Source organism: Bacteroides sp. An279 (genome assembly GCF_002159615.1).
GTDB classification, from domain to species: domain Bacteria; phylum Bacteroidota; class Bacteroidia; order Bacteroidales; family Bacteroidaceae; genus Phocaeicola; species Phocaeicola intestinalis.
On the sequence record NZ_NFJA01000029.1, the window covers coordinates 21,136 to 38,851 of the forward strand.

Here is a 17,716-nt window from a genome sequence, read left to right on the forward strand (position 1 = left end):
ACAGAGATAAAATCCTATTATGATGTCAGAGAACGATACATTATTAGCGAAACTGGATGCGATGAAATCGCGTTTAGGCTCGTTGCGCCCCCTTCCCAAAGAAGCATTGGAAAAAATAAGGGAAGCCCTCGACATAGAATATACCTACGAAAGCAACCGGATAGAAGGCAATACGTTGACCTTGCAGGAAACCGCACTTGTGGTAGAAGAAGGGCTCACGATAAGCGGAAAAAGTATGCGCGAACACTTGGAAGCCATCAACCATCAAGAAGCCATCGCATTTATCAAAGAACTGGCGCAAAAAGAAGAACCTCTGACCGAACGTGTCATCCTCCAGATTCATGCACTTATCTTGCGAGGTATCGACCGGCAAAACGCAGGACGTTACCGCACAGTGCCTGTACTGATTTCAGGAAGCCGGCACGTTCCTCCCCAACCTTATTTGATAGAAAAGCAAATGGAAGACTTCCTGCTCCGTTTCCATGAAATGGAAGCCCAAGGCGTGCATCCGGTAGACATTGCCGCCTATCTGCATGACGAGTTGGTACGCATCCATCCTTTTATAGACGGAAACGGACGGACTTCGCGTTTGCTGATGAACCTTTACCTGTTGCGCCACGGCTATGTATTTGTGTTACTAAAAGGAGATGCCGAAAGCAAACTGGCATATTATCAGGCGCTTGAAGCATCGCATGTAGACAAGAATCCGGCTCTTTTCCGCCAACTGGTAGAAGAAAAAGAGATAGAAGCTTTACAAACATACATCAATTTGATTGAAGGTTAATTTATATGTCAGAGAATAACAATACATTATTAGAGAAATTAGACGGACTGGTGGCACGGTTTGAAGAAGTATCGACCCTGATAACCGACCCGTCCGTCATTGCCGACCAGAAACGCTACGTGAAGCTCACCAAGGAATACAAAGAGCTGGGCGACCTGATGAAGGCACGCAAGGAATACCTGCAATGCCTTGCCGGGCTGGAGGAAGCCAAAGCGATGATGAACGAAAGCGACCCCGAAATGAAGGAAATGGCACGTGAGGAAGCCGCCGCATGCGAGACACGCATACCGGAACTGGAAGAGGAAATCAAGCTCCTGCTCATCCCTGCCGACCCGCAGGACGACCGTAATGCCATCCTCGAAATCCGAGGGGGAACCGGAGGGGACGAAGCGGCTATCTTTGCCGGAGACCTTTTCCGCATGTATTCGAAATATTGCGAGCGCAAAGGTTGGAAGCTGGAAGTATCGAGTGCCAGCGAAGGCGCATCGGGCGGATTCAAGGAAATCATCTGTTCCGTGACAGGTGATAAGGTATACGGGACACTGAAATACGAATCGGGTGTGCACCGGGTGCAACGCGTACCCGCCACCGAAACCCAGGGGCGTGTACATACTTCGGCAGCATCTGTCGCCGTATTGCCCGAAGCCGAACCCTTCGATGTGGAAATCAATGAAGGCGAAATCAAATGGGATACGTTCCGAAGCTCTGGTGCCGGAGGTCAGAATGTGAACAAAGTGGAATCGGGCGTACGCCTGCGCTATAACTGGAAAAACCCCAATACGGGCGTGGTAGAAGAAATCCTGATAGAATGTACCGAAACGCGCGACCAGCCGAAAAACAAGGAACGGGCTCTCGCGCGCCTGCGTACCTTTATATATGACAAGGAACACCAGAAGTACATCGACGATATCGCCTCGAAGCGGAAAACCATGGTGAGCACCGGAGACCGTTCGGCAAAAATCCGTACCTACAATTACCCGCAGGGACGCATCACCGACCACCGCATCAATTATACCATCTACAACCTTGCCGCCTTTATGGACGGTGACATCCAAGATTGTATCGACCACCTGATAGTGGCGGAAAACGCCGAAAGATTGAAAGAAAGCGAACTATAACTTTATCTATATTTATCCAGAACAATGAACCGACAATGGCTCCGACAAGCACTACAAACTATGGGCGGAACGTTTCAAACGACCTTGAAGCGTTTCCCCGTCACGGTAGTGTTTGTTCTTGCCTTGACCTTATACCTCTTTCATCTTATTTCGATTGAAGCAAAAGGTGATGAAAAATTATTTTGGGTAACAGGATATTATCTCTCTACAGGCACCCTTTTATCACTCACCTTGCATCTGTGGTGTGAAGAGGTCAAGCGAAACTCACGCAAATGGATGATACAAATAACCATGCATGCATTACTCATTGCTGACACATGGTTCTTGTATTCCCTCTCGCCCGAACGTTCGCTTACAGAAATCGGCATTGCCCATGCAGCGGCTCTTTTTGCATTGGGACTATCGGTATTTTTTCTCTCATTCACCCAAGCAAAAAATGACATTCCCAGTTGGAACTTTGCCACATCCAGCATTGGCGCACTAGCCACTTCGCTGGTTATCGGGAGCATCATGAGTGGAGGCATCAGCTTGCTGATATTATCCCTTCATACATTGTTCGGCATAGACGTAAGCTACAAATGTTACCTTTACATTCTCACCTTGTGCAACGTATGCCTTGCCTTATTCCTCTTCCTGGGACTTTTACCCCAAGGGAAAGAAAAACATAACGACCGCCCGTTGCCCAACGCATTCCTCAATAGCATCATCCATTACCTGTTTCTTCCATTGGAAATAGGTTACATGATTGTATTGTACATCTATGCAGGCAACATACTCGCAAATTGGGAATTGCCTATCGGATGGGTGTCGTGGCTCGTGACCATCATGATGGGAGGATGCATCATCATCGAGTTCGGACTTTATCCTGCACGCATGGAAAAAGAGAAACGGGCAGACCGGCTGATTGCACGCTGGTTACCCATATTGGCACTGCCACTGCTGATACTGATGACGGTCAGCATCGGACGCCGCCTGCAGGATTATGGCATCACCATCAACCGCCTTTACCTGCTCACATTCAACCTCTGGTGCTATCTGGTATGCATCGGCCTGCTAACCAACCGGGCTCGGCGTATCAGTTGGATTCCAATATCGTTTGCATGCATTTTCTTGCTGGTATCGATACTTCCGGTCAATTATGCCAGCATCACCCGCAACAAAATACACAAGGACATCGAAACCAGTCTGAAACAGGCCACCACACACCCGCTTCCCTTATCGAAAGACATCTACGAAACCTGCCTGAAAGAAATGCCCCATGCGCAGGCAGCAAACCTGAACGACCGTATCCGCTACATGCGCGACTGGTTCGGATGGGAAAGCTTGCAGGACCTGGTTGCCTCAAACGTTTCACTCTATACATTACCCGAAACCGAACCGGAATCCCATTCCTACCGAGGACAAACGTCTTCGCCAGTTTCTGTCAATATACCGCAAGGATACAACAAACTGACGGCTATCGAACAACAATTCTCCGGCACAGACAACGCATTGCCCGAAACATGGTGGAAAAACGGAACATTGCCCGTATTGATAGAAGGGACAAACGACACCCTCTACTTCGACCTCAGTATCCTAAAAGAGCTGAATCAGTACGAAACAGAGCCAATGCCTCCAACCGTCCTCCGATGCAGTTCACTAGAGAAATCATTCATTCTGACCCGTTTCTCATTGAACTACAGCGAGCAAGAGCCTGATGATACGTATCTAAGTTTCAACGGATATTTATTTATAAAATAAAATAACTCTAAACTTAATCACAACATGAACAAACAACAACTTTTAGAGAACATCAAACGCAAACAATCCTTCCTCTGCGTAGGACTGGACACCGACATCAAGAAAATCCCTGAACACCTGTTGAAGGAAGAAGACCCGATTTTCGCGTTCAACAAAGCCATCATAGACGCTACAGCCCCCTATTGCATCGCCTATAAACCCAACCTGGCTTTCTACGAAAGCATGGGCGTAAAAGGCTGGATAGCCTTCGAAAAGACCGTGGAATACATCAAGAAGAACTATCCCGACCAGTTCATCATCGCCGATGCCAAACGTGGTGACATCGGAAACACCTCCGCCATGTATGCCCGCACCTTCTTCGAAGAACTGGATATTGATGCCGTGACCGTGGCTCCTTACATGGGTGAGGACAGTGTGACCCCCTTCCTTACTTATGAAAAGAAATGGGTCATCCTGCTGGCGCTGACCTCGAACAAAGGTTCGCACGATTTTCAGCTGACGGAGGACAAGGAAGGTGAACGGCTTTTCGAGAAAGTCTTGCGTAAGTCACAAGAATGGGCAAACGACCAGAACATGATGTATGTGGTGGGTGCTACCCAAGGTAAAATGTTCGAAGACATCCGAAAGATTGTACCCAACCATTTCCTGCTTGTTCCGGGCATCGGTGCACAAGGAGGCTCGCTGGAAGAAGTGTGCCGCTACGGCATGACTCCCGAATGCGGACTTATCGTCAACTCCAGCCGTGCCATCATCTATGCCGACAAGAGCGAAGCCTTCGCCCAAGCCGCCAAGAATGAAGCCGAAAAGGTTCAGAAACAAATGGCGGAACAATTGAAAGCCGCCCATATAATATAATAAGGAGTAAACCGGCTCACGCATCCTCTCATTGCACCTGCCCCGTGCGGTACAATGAGAGGGCTTATGCATCTCGAAACGCATGTACTTGCATCGGCTCACTCAAGCGTCTGCATCCCCCGACTCAAGCGTTTGCACCGGCATGCGCAAGCGGTTGCATACGCCTCCGAGACCTGCCGTGTTCCGCAGGACTAAAGCAAAAAAAACATCGGTTAACCAGTTTTAGACCACTAAAAAGATAAATAATTGACATTTTGCACGGTTATATAAAAAAAAAATACGTAATTTGCATAATTAAACAAGGAGCGTACTAAAAGACACTAATAGAAAAACCAAAAGATACGATAAGTTATGGAGTTTTCAGCTAAACAAATTGCGGAATATATCCACGGAGAAATAGTAGGGAATGAGAATGCAACCGTACATACATTCGCCAAGATAGAAGAAGGCGTGCCGGGTGCCATTTCTTTTCTTTCAAACCCGAAATATACACATTACATATATACAACCCAATCAACGATTGTACTGGTCAATAAAGATTTCGAACCGGAACAACCGGTAAGTGCAACCTTGATTAAAGTAGACAACGCATACGAAAGCCTGGCTCAACTCCTGACTTTATACGAACAAAGCAAGCCGAAAAAGACGGGCATCGACCCGCTGGCATCCATTGCTCCGACCGCTAAAATCGGGAAAGATGTCTATATCGGTCCCTTTGCCTGCATCGAAGAAGGTGCGGAGATAGGAGACAACGCTTGCATCCACCCGCATGCGACCGTAGGAAGCCATGCCAAAATAGGAAATAACACAACGCTCTATCCCCATGTCACGATTTATCAGGATTGCCGGGTGGGAAACAATTGCATCCTGCATGCCGGATGTGTCATCGGCGCAGACGGATTCGGGTTTGCCCCCTCCGCCGAAGGCTATGACAAGATTCCCCAAATCGGTATTGTCGTTATCGAAGACAATGTGGAAATCGGTGCCAATACGTGCGTAGACCGTGCCACGATGGGCGCCACCATCATCCATAAGGGCGTAAAGCTGGACAACCTGATTCAGATTGCCCACAATGTAGAGATAGGAAGCCACACGGTGATGGCTTCGCAAGGAGGCGTGGCGGGTTCCGCCAAGATAGGCGAATGGTGCGTATTTGCCGGACAAGTAGGTGTAGCCGGACATATCAAAGTGGGCGACCGCGTGACTATCGGAGCCCAATCGGGCATACCGGGCAATACCAAGTCGGGCAGCACCCTGATAGGATATCCCGCCATCGACCCGAAACTTTTTGCGCGTTCAGCTGTTATATACAAGAAGTTGCCCGACATGTACGAAGACATGAGACGCATGCAAAAAGAACTGGAAGAATTGAAGAAACAACTTAATAAATAAAGCCCATGTTGAAACAAAAAACATTAAAAGGCAGTTTTACACTGAACGGTAAGGGTCTCCATACCGGAGTCAAGCTGACCGTGACATTCAATCCTGCCCCCGAACACCACGGATATAAAATCCAACGCATCGACCTGGACGACCAGCCCATCATCGATGCCATAGCGGATAATGTGGTAGACACCACACGTGGTACTGTTTTGGCTAAGAACGGGGTAAAAGTAAGTACCGTAGAGCACGCCATGGCTGCCCTCTATGCAGCCGGTATCGATAATTGCCTGATTCAGGTAAACGGTCCCGAACTTCCGATTTTAGACGGAAGCTCGAAAGCATACGTAGAATGCATCCAGCGGGTAGGCATTGAGGAACAAACCGCTCCGAAAGATTATTACATCATCAAATCGAAAATCGAAGTGCGCGATGAAGAAACAGGGTCTTCCATCATCGTCTTGCCGGATGATAAATTCAGCTTAAACGTATTAATCTCTTACGATTCCAAGATTCTGACCAACCAATACGCCACATTGGAGAACATGGATGAATTCCCTACCGAAATCGCATCGGCACGCACCTTCGTATTCGTGAGGGAAATCGAACCTCTGCTGAATGCCGGGCTTATCAAGGGAGGAGATTTGGACAATGCTATCGTTATCTACGAAAAGCAGATGACCCAAGAAAACTTCGATAAATTAGCGGATGTCATGGGAGTCCCGCACATGGACGCAAGCCATTTAGGATATATCAATCACATCCCTTTGGTATGGCCCAACGAGCCAGCACGCCATAAGCTGCTCGATATCATCGGCGACCTTGCCCTAATCGGGAAACCCATCAAGGGACGCATCATCGCCACCCGTCCGGGACATACCATCAACAATAAATTCGCACGCCAATTGCGCAAGGAAATCCGCCTGCACGAGATTCAGGCTCCTATCTATAATTGCAACGAACCGCCTTTGATGGACGTGAACCGCATCCGCGAGCTCCTTCCTCACCGCTATCCGTTCCAATTGGTGGATAAGGTCATCGCTATCGGAGCCAACCACATCGTAGGCGTGAAGAATGTCACATCGAACGAACCTTTCTTCCAAGGGCATTTCCCACAAGAGCCGGTCATGCCGGGTGTGCTTCAAGTAGAAGCCATGGCACAAGTGGGAGGCCTGTTAGTGCTCAATTCATTGGCAGAGCCGGAAAGATATTCCACTTACTTCCTGAAGATAGACAATGTGAAGTTCCGCCAAAAAGTAGTGCCAGGCGATACCCTTGTCTTCCGTGTAGAACTACTGGCACCGATTCGGCGCGGCATCTCTACCATGAAAGGATATATCTTCGTAGGAGAAAAAATCGTTTGCGAAGCCGAATTTATGGCACAAATAGTAAAAAACAAATAACATGATCAGTCCATTAGCATACATACACCCCGAAGCAATCATCGGAGAGAACGTAGAAATCGGCCCCTTTGTCTACATCGACAAGAACGTGGTCATTGGCGACAACAATACCATTATGCCTAATGCGAACATCTTATACGGTTCACGCATAGGCAACAACAACCGTATCTTTCCGGGAGCCGTCATCGGAGCTATTCCGCAAGACCTGAAATTCCGGGGAGAAGAGACCACAGCCGAAATAGGCGACAACAACACCATACGCGAGAATGTGACTATCAACCGGGGCACCGCAGCCAAAGGGAAAACCATCGTAGGAAACAACAACCTCCTCATGGAAGGCGTACATGTGGCACACGACACCCATGTCGGAAGCGGATGCATCATCGGAAACTCCACGAAAATGGCAGGTGAAGTCATCATCGACGACAATGCCATTGTAAGCGCCAACGTACTGATGCACCAGTTCTGCCGGGTGGGAGGATACGTCATGATACAGGGCGGATGCCGGTTCAGCAAAGACATCCCTCCTTATATTATCGCAGGACGCGAACCCATTGCCTACAGTGGCATCAACATCGTAGGCCTGCGCCGGCGCGGATTCTCGAACGAACTGATAGAAAATATCCACAACGCCTACCGCATCATCTACAATAACGGCAAGAACGTGACCGATGCCTTGCAACAGGTAAGAGAGGAAGTCCCGATGAGTCCCGAAATTGAATACATCGTTTCTTTTATCGAAAATTCGGAAAGAGGCATCATCCGATAAAAAATTTTTGTACCTTTACCGCATCAATCTAAGATTAACGACAGAATTATGGTATACAAATTTAGAATCATATCAGATGAAGTGGATGATTTCTTAAGAGAAATCAAAATTGACTCAGATGCTTCATTCTACGACCTGCATGAAGCGATATTAAAATGTACAAACTACAAGAACGACCAGATGACTTCCTTTTTTATCTGCGATGATGACTGGGAAAAAGAAATCGAAATCACCCTCGAAGATATGGGAACAGGAAGTTCGGAAGAAGACACTTTCGTCATGAAAGATACCCGTCTGAGCGAATTGCTGGAAGACGAAAAACAAAAACTGATTTACGTGTTTGACCCGCTGACCGAACGAGTATTCTTTATCGAACTGTCGGAAATCATCACCGGCAAGGACTTGGAACATGCAGTTTGTTCGCGCAAGGAAGGAAATCCACCCAAACAAACCGTAGACTTCGACGAACAGATGAAAGCAGATTCATCGCTCGACCTTGACGAAAACTTTTATGGTGATCAGGAATACGACATGGAGGATTTCGACCCCGACGGCTATGACATAGGAAGCGGAGGAAATCCATACGACGAAGATAAATACTAATTTTTTAATGAAGAATGAAGAAATAAGAATGAAGAATCGGTTGAACACCTTACTCATTCTTCATTCTTCATTCTTTAATTCTTCATTTTTATGACCCTTATCGTCCTCATTGGTCCTACCGGCGTAGGCAAAACCGAATTAAGCCTGTCCATCGCCGAAACCTATCATACTTCTATTCTCTCTGCAGACTCCCGCCAACTTTATGCCGATTTGAAAATAGGTACGGCAGCTCCTACCCCCAACCAACTGGCACGGGTTCCTCATTATTTTGTAGGCACATTACAACTCACCGATTATTACAGTGCGGCACAGTACGAAGCAGATGCGCTCAAAAAACTGGACGAACTTTTTAAAGCACACGATGTGGTAGTGCTGACCGGAGGCTCGATGATGTACGTCGATGCCGTATGCAAAGGTATCGATGACATCCCCACGGTAGATGCCGAAACACGCCAACTGATGATAGAAAGATACGAACAAGAAGGATTGGAGCAATTGTGTGCCGAACTGAAAGTCTTAGACCCCGAATATTATGCAATAGTAGACCGCAAAAACCCCAAACGGGTCATCCATGCTCTCGAAATCTGCTATATGACAGGAAAGACCTACACATCTTTTCGCACCCGGACGTGCAAGAAACGCCCCTTCAACATCGTGAAAATAGGTTTAACACGTGACCGGGAAGAACTTTACGAACGCATCAACCACCGTGTAGACCAGATGATGGAAGAAGGATTATTGGAAGAAGCACGCAAAGTCTATCCTTACCGTCACCTCAACTCACTCAATACCGTAGGCTATAAAGAACTCTTCAAATACTTCGATGGAGAGTGGGAACTGCCTTTTGCTATTGAAAAAATCAAGCAAAACTCGCGTATCTACTCACGCAAGCAAATGACGTGGTTCAAACGTGACACCGACATCAAATGGTTTCATCCCGACCAACAAGAAGAAATCATGCAATACATCAAGAAGAAACTGTTTTGAAAACGAACACATCAAGCCAAGAAAAACTTTTTGGAGAAATTCAAAACAGCTTCTCAAAACAGTTTCTCAAGTATTCGGTTGCAGAATGAACGGCATGACGTGTTGTCAGCCTCCGACTGACAATTGTTCACATCGCATGACAAAGATATTACAGGCATACCGTTTTTTTGATATAGGTCAACAAAACAAGCAAAACCTAAAAATATATGCTATAAAACATATTTTGTATCAAAAAAGGTCGTATCTTTGCAGTGTAATTAAAGAACAACAAGTTCTAGAACTTAACTAACTAGTAATTTTAAGGTAAAGATTGGAAAAGAAAAAAACATCAAAGGCCAGCCGTGAGGTTCGCCCGAGATTGAAAGGATAACAAGATTTAGGTATTACAAGTAATTAAGTTTTCAGGTATTATTAACTAAAAAAGAAAGGATAACATTATGAAAAAGGTAAAAAACATTTTTCACAAGATTGCCAATGCGGATCCTATGATCTGGGGTTATGTAATGCTGAATGACAAACTCAGCAAGTAAAAAAACAAATTAAGCTAAAGCCCGAAAAGCAGAAGCTTTTAGTAAAGAATCTGATAAATGCCGAAAGGCTTTTTGTAAATAATCAAAAAGCGGTTACACCATTGTGCAATCGCTTTTTTCCGTTTTAAAGCGGTAAAAAACGGCCGGTACATGTACTCTCTACATCCCGACCGACAATGTAACCTTAACTATTAATTTATGATAGCAAAGGTAATGGATATTTTTACAAAAAAATTGAACAAAACACACGCACTATTGTCGTATATTCACAAAAGTATCTAAATTTTTCCCCCTTTAGCATACACCTGCCCATAATATTGTATATATTCGCAAAGCTAACGGGAGAAAACCATGAACAATGTCATTTACGAACAAGTAGCGCAAAATACAGAAAACTCATTCTTCTACCGCCGTTGTACATCGTGGTACAAAAGTGCGATAGGCTATCACCAGCATCCGGAACTGGAAATCGGATTCGTCATCAAAGGCGGAGGACAACGCATTACGGACGATTTCATCGAAAACTTTCGGGAAGGTGACATCATCATCGTACCTGCCAACATCCCCCATTGCTGGATATACGACAAACTGGCGTGTCCGGCAGACGAAAGGATAGAAGAGGCATTCATCCAGTTTCCGCAAGCTTTTCTGAACCGACTTGCCAGCTTTGCCAAAGAATTTCAAGATATCGCCTCGTTCTACACCAATCTGAAACAATGTTTGTCGATACAAGGGGAAGGAGCGAAAGAAATACGTCACATCCTGCTGGATTTCGACAATTACAACGAACAACAACGACTTTTAGGATTGTTGCAAATCCTTGCACTTGCTTTCCGCCCAGGCTACAGCAGATACATCGGCCATCATGCCTTCAATGGCATGCCCATTCATAAAAACAAACAGCGCCTGCAGGCCGTCTACAGATATATCATCGAAAACTACCACCGGAAAATTACACTGGACGAAATAGCAGACTACATTGCCATGAACAAAAACGCCTTTTGCCTGTTCTTCAAAAAGTCCACCAACGAACCGTTTACGGTATATCTCAACCATTTCCGTCTGCAGATGGCAACCACATTGCTCAACCGTACTGACCAAAACATCTCCGAAATAGCTTATTCAGTAGGGTTTGCCGACATCCCCTATTTCAACCGCTGTTTCAAGAAAGAATACGGCATCACGCCTGCCGAGTATCGAAACAAATATAGAAGATAACAAAAGATATATGAAACTAACCTACATTTTCCATAGCGGATTTGCCTTAGAAACCGAAAATTGCATGCTGGTCTTCGACTATTGGCTGGATCCGGCACATGTTATCGACGGATTGCTGAAATGCAACAAACCAATGTACGTGTTTGCCAGCCATTTCCACGAAGACCATTTCAACCGCGACATCTTCACTTGGAAATCAATAAAAGCGGACATCACTTATCTCCTTTCGAAAGACATCTTGAAACACCGTAGAGCCAGACGTGACGAAGCCGATGCCTGGCTTGCCAAAGGAGGAAGCTGGCAAGACAGACATATCCATGTCACCGCTACCGGAAGCAACGATAGCGGTGTGTCGTGGATAGTGCGCACCGAAGGCAAAACCCTCTTCCACGCAGGCGATCTGAATAACTGGTACGCCCGCTTCCTGACCGATGACTATACAGGCGGAACCATATACAGCCCCGAATTTGGTATGGAAATCAACCCGGAGAAAGAAGAAAAACAATACTTGGGCGAACTGAAAGACATCCGCAAGCTTACCGCCGGCTTCGACCTCGTAATGTTTCCCATAGACGGACGTATCGGGAACGGCTATACACGCGGAGCCCGCCAGTTCATCGACCGCTTCCAGGTAGGCTTGCTCGTACCTATGCATTTCGTAGCCAGCGGATTCCAGTCGGCAGGACGGATGAAAGAATTTGCCGATGCCAAAGGCGTTAAGTTCTGGTGCATCCAGCAGGAAGGGGAAAACAAGGAAGTGTAAGGAGGACAATATCTTTCATTCCTCTTTCACTATCCGGCTTGCCTCTTCCAGCATCACATTCAGCTTGGCATAGTCTGTCTTCGGTTCCCATAACAGCTCCTTGCTTTCACCCTTTTGCCACACACAAGCATGACTGTTACTACCAAAGAGATGCTCTGTACCGATATGAAATGACCCTACATGAACCTGCCAGTTGTAAGTTTCATCCAAATCTACATGCAGATGCTCGGCGCGGCCGCTTCTCAGTTCCAGTCCATTACCCGATACCGAAAGCATATCAAACATACACTCTTCCAGTTTCGTCGGACTTTGCGTCCGGATGGAAAAAGTGTCCCGCCCGATACCTCTGAATGAAACGTCTGCACATGGCATATCGATACTTACAGCCTTTACCGCATCGGGAAGCTTCAGACGCATGGAAGAAAGCGTATACACCCTTCCATCAGACGCAGATGCAAGCGCAGCCGGAAAGCTATCCTCAGAAAAGTTGAAACTGAGCAACAATGTACTGTCTTCCAGTGTTTCAACCTTCATACAGTTTTCCATACCTGAAACATACGAAAGACTGCCGCCTGCCGAATCGGCCGGACATATTTCCAACGGCATAACAACAGGACGCTCTCCGATTTCCTCCAGCACCAGCCTAACCGATTTACAAACAGGCAAAGGACGGACTTGTTCCATACCCGATTCGCCCAATTCCGTTCGTTTGGGAGAAGGAGTTTCAAGAGTCAAATAAAAGGCAAACCCACTTGTCAGCAGCAATCCAGCTACCAACAAGGCTATCATGATATAGGTAGTACGTTTCATACACTTTTGTTTTTTTCTGATTCAGTTATAAAGTCCTGGTACATTCCGGCAAGTTCATCCGCCGAAATATGCAACATGACACATTGTTTAAAAAAATATCCACACTCCTCTTGCAAGAAATGTTCTTTGCGCAGGTCGTATATCACCCGATGGGCACCTGCAGCCACAAAATAACCGATGCCCCGCTTGTTGTAGATAATGCCCTGCTGCTGCAGGTAGTCGAACGAGCGCACCACCGTATTGGCATTCACTTCCACCATGCCCGCATATTCGCGCACAGAAGGGATACGCCCTTCTTCGGGATATACGCCGAGAAGAATTTCATCACAAATACGGTCGGCAATCTGCAGATAAATGGCTTTACTTTCCTTAAAATCCATAAGTTACCAGCGATTAATGATTTCCGACTCTTTAAACCGAAAATAAGCCAACGTCCAGTTGAACACTGCCCAGACAATCCCTACTCCGATAACCAGACGATTCATATCCTCGTCCGTCAGATAAAATCCGCGGTGAAAACTGCCTCTTACCTGATAAACTACCATAACTGCCTGCACATGCAACAACAAGATGACAATCAAGGCAGCACATGTCTTGATCCACGCATTCTTGGGCCAAATCACACTGCCCAACACGAACAACGACTGTAAAAAGCAGAAACTACTTGCCACTACGCCCAGCCTCCAGCCAGCATAAGGATGAGTAAACACTTCACTCCAGGGAACAAAGGTTATCTGCTCTGCCACATTGCTGTACAACATCCTGCAAACCAACACTTTCGTCAGGTCGGCAAGCCCGAACGCTATTGCAAACGCAACGATAAAAACCACCGTCACCAGCAACCAGCGCGAAAGATACTTCTCGAAAGCCGAAGCCGGAGTTATCAGAAAAGCAATACGGCCTGTCTTTGTCTTCATCCGCTCCATAAAAGAAGAAGCAAACAGCATCCCCATCGCATAAAAAATCACCATAAAAAACTGCATCAAAGCATGACTGTATTCCAAAGGAGTGCCAGGCGACAAATGGTTGTACGTCTCCATTCCATATCCTACCACTATAACTGCCAATACGGCATAACAAGCTACAAACCGGAGCAAATGTGTTTTCCACGGTTCCAGTAACTCCCTGCGGCACATCATCCCAAACCGCCGCACATCAAAAAACTGATTTGTCCTCATCTTTTTCTTTTTAAGCATGAAACATCGCCGCTATTTTGTCGGGTTCGGCAAGCACGGCTCCAAACAAAAGTTCCAAATTGATTTCAGTCTCTTCACCACCTGCATTAGGCAATATCAGACTGTTTCCCTCTACCGAAGGCAAAGCATAAAGTGCCTGCCCCACCAGTTCGCGGCTACTGCTCTCCCGGAAAACAAAAGTACGGCAGATATCCGCCACCGACTGGTCGAGCAACACACGACTTCCGTCAATAATCACCACATGATCGAGCATACGGTCTATATCACGCACCTGGTGCGTAGAAATTACCACACACTTCTCATCGCTCATTCCCGAAGCTATCAGTTTACGGAACTGACTCTTGCCGGGAATATCCAACCCATTCGTAGGTTCGTCCATCAATAGCAAAGAAGTATTTGCCGCCAGTGCAAAACTCATAAACACCTTCTTCTTCTGCCCCATCGAAAGAGTTCCCAAATTAAGGTCGGCATCCAGTTCGAAAAGGTCGAGATAGCGCCTCATGTCTTCTGTACTGAACCGGGGATAAAAGCAGCTGTTCAACTTTATGTAACGTGCCAATGTGAGCGAAGGCAATTCAAACTCTTCGGGCACTAAAAACAAGTCGCACAACGTATCGGGCAAACGGCGGCGCACATCCTTACCTTTATATATTATCTCTCCCTGACAAGGGGTAAGCAGTCCGCTTATCAAAGCAATTAAAGTAGATTTTCCGGTTCCGTTCTTCCCTAATAACCCGTAGATTCCCCCTTGCCGAAGCGAAAGAGAAAAATGGCTCAGCACCTCTTTTTTGCGCCTGCCATAATTAAACGAAAGATTCTTTATTTCCAACATAATCTATCAGTGTTTTTATCCTCAGCCAAATTTCCCATCAGGGCCCTCGACAGAAATCTTTGTCTGATAATCAGTGTATCATAGTGTACTACTTAACTAATACACTACAAAAGTATGTATTTATCGTGAAACATGCAAGCCCTCCGGCAAAAAAAATCATATTCTTCCACTTGCCAATATAGGGTCAACAAAAAGTCATATAGCATCTGGAGAAACGAATATATACTTACTTTGCCGATGAAGTATATATTCATCAGCAGTTTCAGTATATATGAAACTGCCATCGAAGTTATATTCGTTTTACAATCCTATTGACTGACAAAAATGATTCATCCTGAAGAGGTCTTTCCCAAGTATACTTTTATATTTCTTCCGCTTTTCGTACCTTTGCCAGAAAAGGAAACCCGAACAAGAAAATGCTGCCATGACCGGACACACCACAATAGATACCGCCAACGCCGAGTTCCAAAATGCATTGAAACTCATCCAGTATACCCGCCAATCCGTATTCCTTACGGGAAAAGCAGGAACAGGTAAGTCTACCTTCCTGAAATACATCTGCCAGACCACCAAAAAGAAATACGTAGTGCTGGCTCCTACAGGCATCGCCGCCATCAATGCCGGAGGCAGCACCCTGCACAGTTTCTTCAAGCTGCCTTTCCATCCGTTGTTGCCCGATGACCCCAACTTCAGCCTAAGAGGAAACAAACTGCAAAGCTTCCTGAAATATACCGCCGACCGGCGCAAGCTGATAAAGAACATCGAACTGGTCATCATCGATGAGATTTCGATGGTGCGCGCCGACATCATCGACTTCATCGACAAGGTATTGCGTGTATACTCACAAAACATGCGCGAACCTTTCGGAGGCAAACAGCTGCTGCTGGTGGGCGATGTGTATCAGCTGGAACCGGTAGTGAAAAACGACGAGCGCGAAATCATCAACCGTTTCTACCCCAACCCCTATTTCTTCTCGGCACGGGTGTTCCAGCAAATGGAACTGGTATCGGTAGAGCTGACCAAGGTCTACAGGCAGACCGACCGCGTATTTGTCAACGTGCTCGACCACATCCGCACCAATACCGTCGGCTCTGCCGACTTACAACTGCTCAACACCCGTTATCAGGCACCACTGGGCTCGGGCGAGAACGACCTTTACATCACATTGGCTACCCGGCGCGACAACGTAGACTTCATCAACGAACAACGCCTTGCCGCTCTGCCCGGCGATGCTGTCACGCTGAAAGGTGAAATCCATGGCGAATTTCCCGAAAGTAGCCTCCCCACACTGATGGAACTGACCGTGAAACCCGGTGCACAAATCATCTTCATCAAGAACGACCCAGAGAAACGATGGGTAAACGGCACCATCGGCATCCTTTCAGGCATCGATGCCGAAGGTATCCTTTACGTAACCACCGAAGAAGGAAAAGAACTCGACGTGCGCCGCGAAAGCTGGAGCAACATCCGCTACCGGTATAACGAAGAAGAGAATAAGATAGAAGAGGAAGAACTGGGCACCTTCACGCAATATCCCATCCGGCTTGCCTGGGCAATAACGGTACACAAAAGCCAGGGACTTACTTTCAGCCGCGCCATTATAGACTTTACCGGAGGAGTATTTGCCGGAGGACAAACCTACGTGGCATTAAGCCGGTGTACCTCACTGGACGGCATCTGCCTGAAGCGGGAAATAAGTCGTGCCGACATCTTCGTACGTCCCGAAATCGTTTCCTTCGCCCACCATTTCAACGACCAGCAAGCCATCGAGCGTGCCATGAAGCAGGCGCAGGCGGACATCGAATATACCGCTGCCGTCAAGGCATTCGACAAAGGTGACTTCGAAACTTGCCTCGACCATTTCTTCAAGGCCATCCATGCCCGCTACGACATCGAAAAGCCCTTGCAACAACGCTTTATCCGCAAAAAGTTAGGCATCATCAACCGGTTAAAGGCAGAAAACCTCCGCCTGAAAGAAGAAATGCGGAAATCGAAGAAAAGCCTGCAAAAATATGCCGAAGAATATTACCTGATGGGAAACGAATGCATCACCCAAGCCCACGACACGCGTGCCGCCCTGGCAAACTACGACAAAGCCATCGAACTGTACCCCGAATACGTCGATGCCTGGGTGCGCAAAGGCGTCACGCTTTTCAATGCCAACCGGATAAACGAAGCACGCGAATGCCTGAACCAAGCCGTAAACCTGCGCCCCAACGAGTTCAAAGCCGTATACAATCGGGGCAAACTGCGCCTGCACACAGGCGACATCGAGGGTGCCATGACCGACCTGGACAAAGCAACCTCGCTAAAGCCCCAGCACGCCGGTGCCCAAGAATGTTTCGCCGATGCCCTTTCGCAAGCCGGCAAAGAGGTAGAAGCGGCGATACATTACCGGCTGGCGGAAGAAATACGGAAAAAGAAGAAGAAATAAAATTGTTAACCCAAAAGATAAGATTATGAACCTGAGTGATAAAATTGTAATTTACCGTACTGCTGATGGGCAAACCACCGTAGATGTCAGAATGGATGGGGATACGGTGTGGCTTTCACAAGCGCAAATGGCAGAACTGTTTCAAACAGACAGAACTTCCATTTTAAGACATATAAAGAACATTTATAAGAAGCTGTTTTGAATTTATCGTGCGATGATTTGGGATGAGTTTTTGAGGCATTTTCGCTTCTGTGATGAGGAAGATAGCGGGCTATCTGACGAAGAACAGGAGCG

The 17,716-nt window shown here is 46.8% G+C and carries 17 protein-coding genes; 12 read left to right on the forward strand and 5 right to left on the reverse strand.

Annotation, left to right across the window (positions count from 1 at the left end; genetic code table 11):
* Positions 1-19: 19 nt before the first annotated feature.
* The 11 genes from B5F78_RS07100 (at position 20) to B5F78_RS07155 (ending at position 12,150) form a co-directional block, all read left to right on the forward strand.
* On the forward strand, positions 20-784 hold the full coding sequence (locus B5F78_RS07100) for a Fic family protein (RefSeq protein ID WP_430746787.1): 765 nt from the start codon (positions 20-22) through the stop codon (positions 782-784).
* A 5-nt stretch (positions 785-789) separates the two neighbouring features.
* Positions 790-1,902: a peptide chain release factor 1 gene (gene prfA, locus B5F78_RS07105; protein ID WP_087406368.1), complete on the forward strand. Its 1,113-nt coding sequence runs from the start codon at positions 790-792 to the stop codon at positions 1,900-1,902.
* Between the two features lie 60 nt (positions 1,903-1,962).
* Positions 1,963-3,642: a DUF4153 domain-containing protein gene (locus B5F78_RS07110; protein ID WP_239473412.1), complete on the forward strand. Its 1,680-nt coding sequence runs from the start codon at positions 1,963-1,965 to the stop codon at positions 3,640-3,642.
* A 24-nt stretch (positions 3,643-3,666) separates the two neighbouring features.
* Positions 3,667-4,497: an orotidine-5'-phosphate decarboxylase gene (gene pyrF / locus B5F78_RS07115; protein ID WP_022039762.1), complete on the forward strand. Its 831-nt coding sequence runs from the start codon at positions 3,667-3,669 to the stop codon at positions 4,495-4,497.
* A gap of 351 nt (positions 4,498-4,848) precedes the next feature.
* On the forward strand, positions 4,849-5,889 hold the full coding sequence (gene lpxD / locus B5F78_RS07120; RefSeq protein ID WP_087406370.1) for a UDP-3-O-(3-hydroxymyristoyl)glucosamine N-acyltransferase: 1,041 nt from the start codon (positions 4,849-4,851) through the stop codon (positions 5,887-5,889).
* 5 nt (positions 5,890-5,894) lie between these two features.
* The gene (locus B5F78_RS07125) at positions 5,895-7,280 is read left to right on the forward strand and encodes a bifunctional UDP-3-O-[3-hydroxymyristoyl] N-acetylglucosamine deacetylase/3-hydroxyacyl-ACP dehydratase (RefSeq protein WP_087210808.1); all 1,386 of its coding nucleotides are present in this window, start codon (positions 5,895-5,897) and stop codon (positions 7,278-7,280) included.
* Between the two features lies 1 nt (position 7,281).
* The gene (gene lpxA, locus B5F78_RS07130; RefSeq protein ID WP_022039759.1) at positions 7,282-8,049 is read left to right on the forward strand and encodes an acyl-ACP--UDP-N-acetylglucosamine O-acyltransferase; all 768 of its coding nucleotides are present in this window, start codon (positions 7,282-7,284) and stop codon (positions 8,047-8,049) included.
* Positions 8,050-8,097: 48 nt separating this feature from the next.
* Positions 8,098-8,652, forward strand: a complete 555-nt coding sequence (locus B5F78_RS07135) for an IS1096 element passenger TnpR family protein (protein WP_022039758.1) — start codon at positions 8,098-8,100, stop codon at positions 8,650-8,652.
* 90 nt (positions 8,653-8,742) lie between these two features.
* Positions 8,743-9,639: a tRNA (adenosine(37)-N6)-dimethylallyltransferase MiaA gene (miaA, locus tag B5F78_RS07140; protein ID WP_022039757.1), complete on the forward strand. Its 897-nt coding sequence runs from the start codon at positions 8,743-8,745 to the stop codon at positions 9,637-9,639.
* Positions 9,640-10,520: 881 nt separating this feature from the next.
* Positions 10,521-11,387 (forward strand): AraC family transcriptional regulator, encoded by an 867-nt coding sequence (locus B5F78_RS07150; RefSeq protein WP_087406372.1) that lies wholly within the window; start codon positions 10,521-10,523, stop codon positions 11,385-11,387.
* Positions 11,388-11,397: 10 nt separating this feature from the next.
* On the forward strand, positions 11,398-12,150 hold the full coding sequence (locus B5F78_RS07155) for an MBL fold metallo-hydrolase (protein WP_087251413.1): 753 nt from the start codon (positions 11,398-11,400) through the stop codon (positions 12,148-12,150).
* Between the two features lie 15 nt (positions 12,151-12,165).
* Here the strand turns inward: B5F78_RS07155 and B5F78_RS07160 are convergent, their stop codons facing one another.
* From B5F78_RS07160 to B5F78_RS07175, 4 genes are read right to left on the reverse strand one after another with little or no spacing between them, the layout of a single operon-like run.
* On the reverse strand, positions 12,166-12,960 hold the full coding sequence (locus B5F78_RS07160; protein WP_087406373.1) for a hypothetical protein: 795 nt from the start codon (positions 12,958-12,960) through the stop codon (positions 12,166-12,168).
* On the reverse strand, positions 12,957-13,340 hold the full coding sequence (locus tag B5F78_RS07165) for a GntR family transcriptional regulator (protein WP_087251407.1): 384 nt from the start codon (positions 13,338-13,340) through the stop codon (positions 12,957-12,959). Before B5F78_RS07165 ends, B5F78_RS07160 begins: the two co-directional genes overlap by 4 nt.
* A gap of 3 nt (positions 13,341-13,343) precedes the next feature.
* Positions 13,344-14,138: a hypothetical protein gene (locus tag B5F78_RS07170; protein ID WP_140400074.1), complete on the reverse strand. Its 795-nt coding sequence runs from the start codon at positions 14,136-14,138 to the stop codon at positions 13,344-13,346.
* A 10-nt stretch (positions 14,139-14,148) separates the two neighbouring features.
* Entirely contained in the window at positions 14,149-14,988 is an 840-nt protein-coding gene (locus tag B5F78_RS07175) for an ABC transporter ATP-binding protein (RefSeq protein WP_087406375.1), read from the reverse strand.
* Positions 14,989-15,412: 424 nt separating this feature from the next.
* Here B5F78_RS07175 and B5F78_RS07185 point away from each other — a divergent pair, with 424 nt between their 5' ends.
* Positions 15,413-17,422 carry an AAA family ATPase gene (locus B5F78_RS07185; RefSeq protein WP_087406377.1) on the forward strand — a complete coding sequence of 670 codons (2,010 nt, stop codon included), beginning with the start codon at positions 15,413-15,415 and terminating at the stop codon, positions 17,420-17,422.
* An 86-nt stretch (positions 17,423-17,508) separates the two neighbouring features.
* Here the strand turns inward: B5F78_RS07185 and B5F78_RS17570 are convergent.
* Positions 17,509-17,716 (reverse strand): hypothetical protein (locus B5F78_RS17570; protein WP_204502622.1); only part of this gene is annotated, 208 nt, incomplete at its 5' end.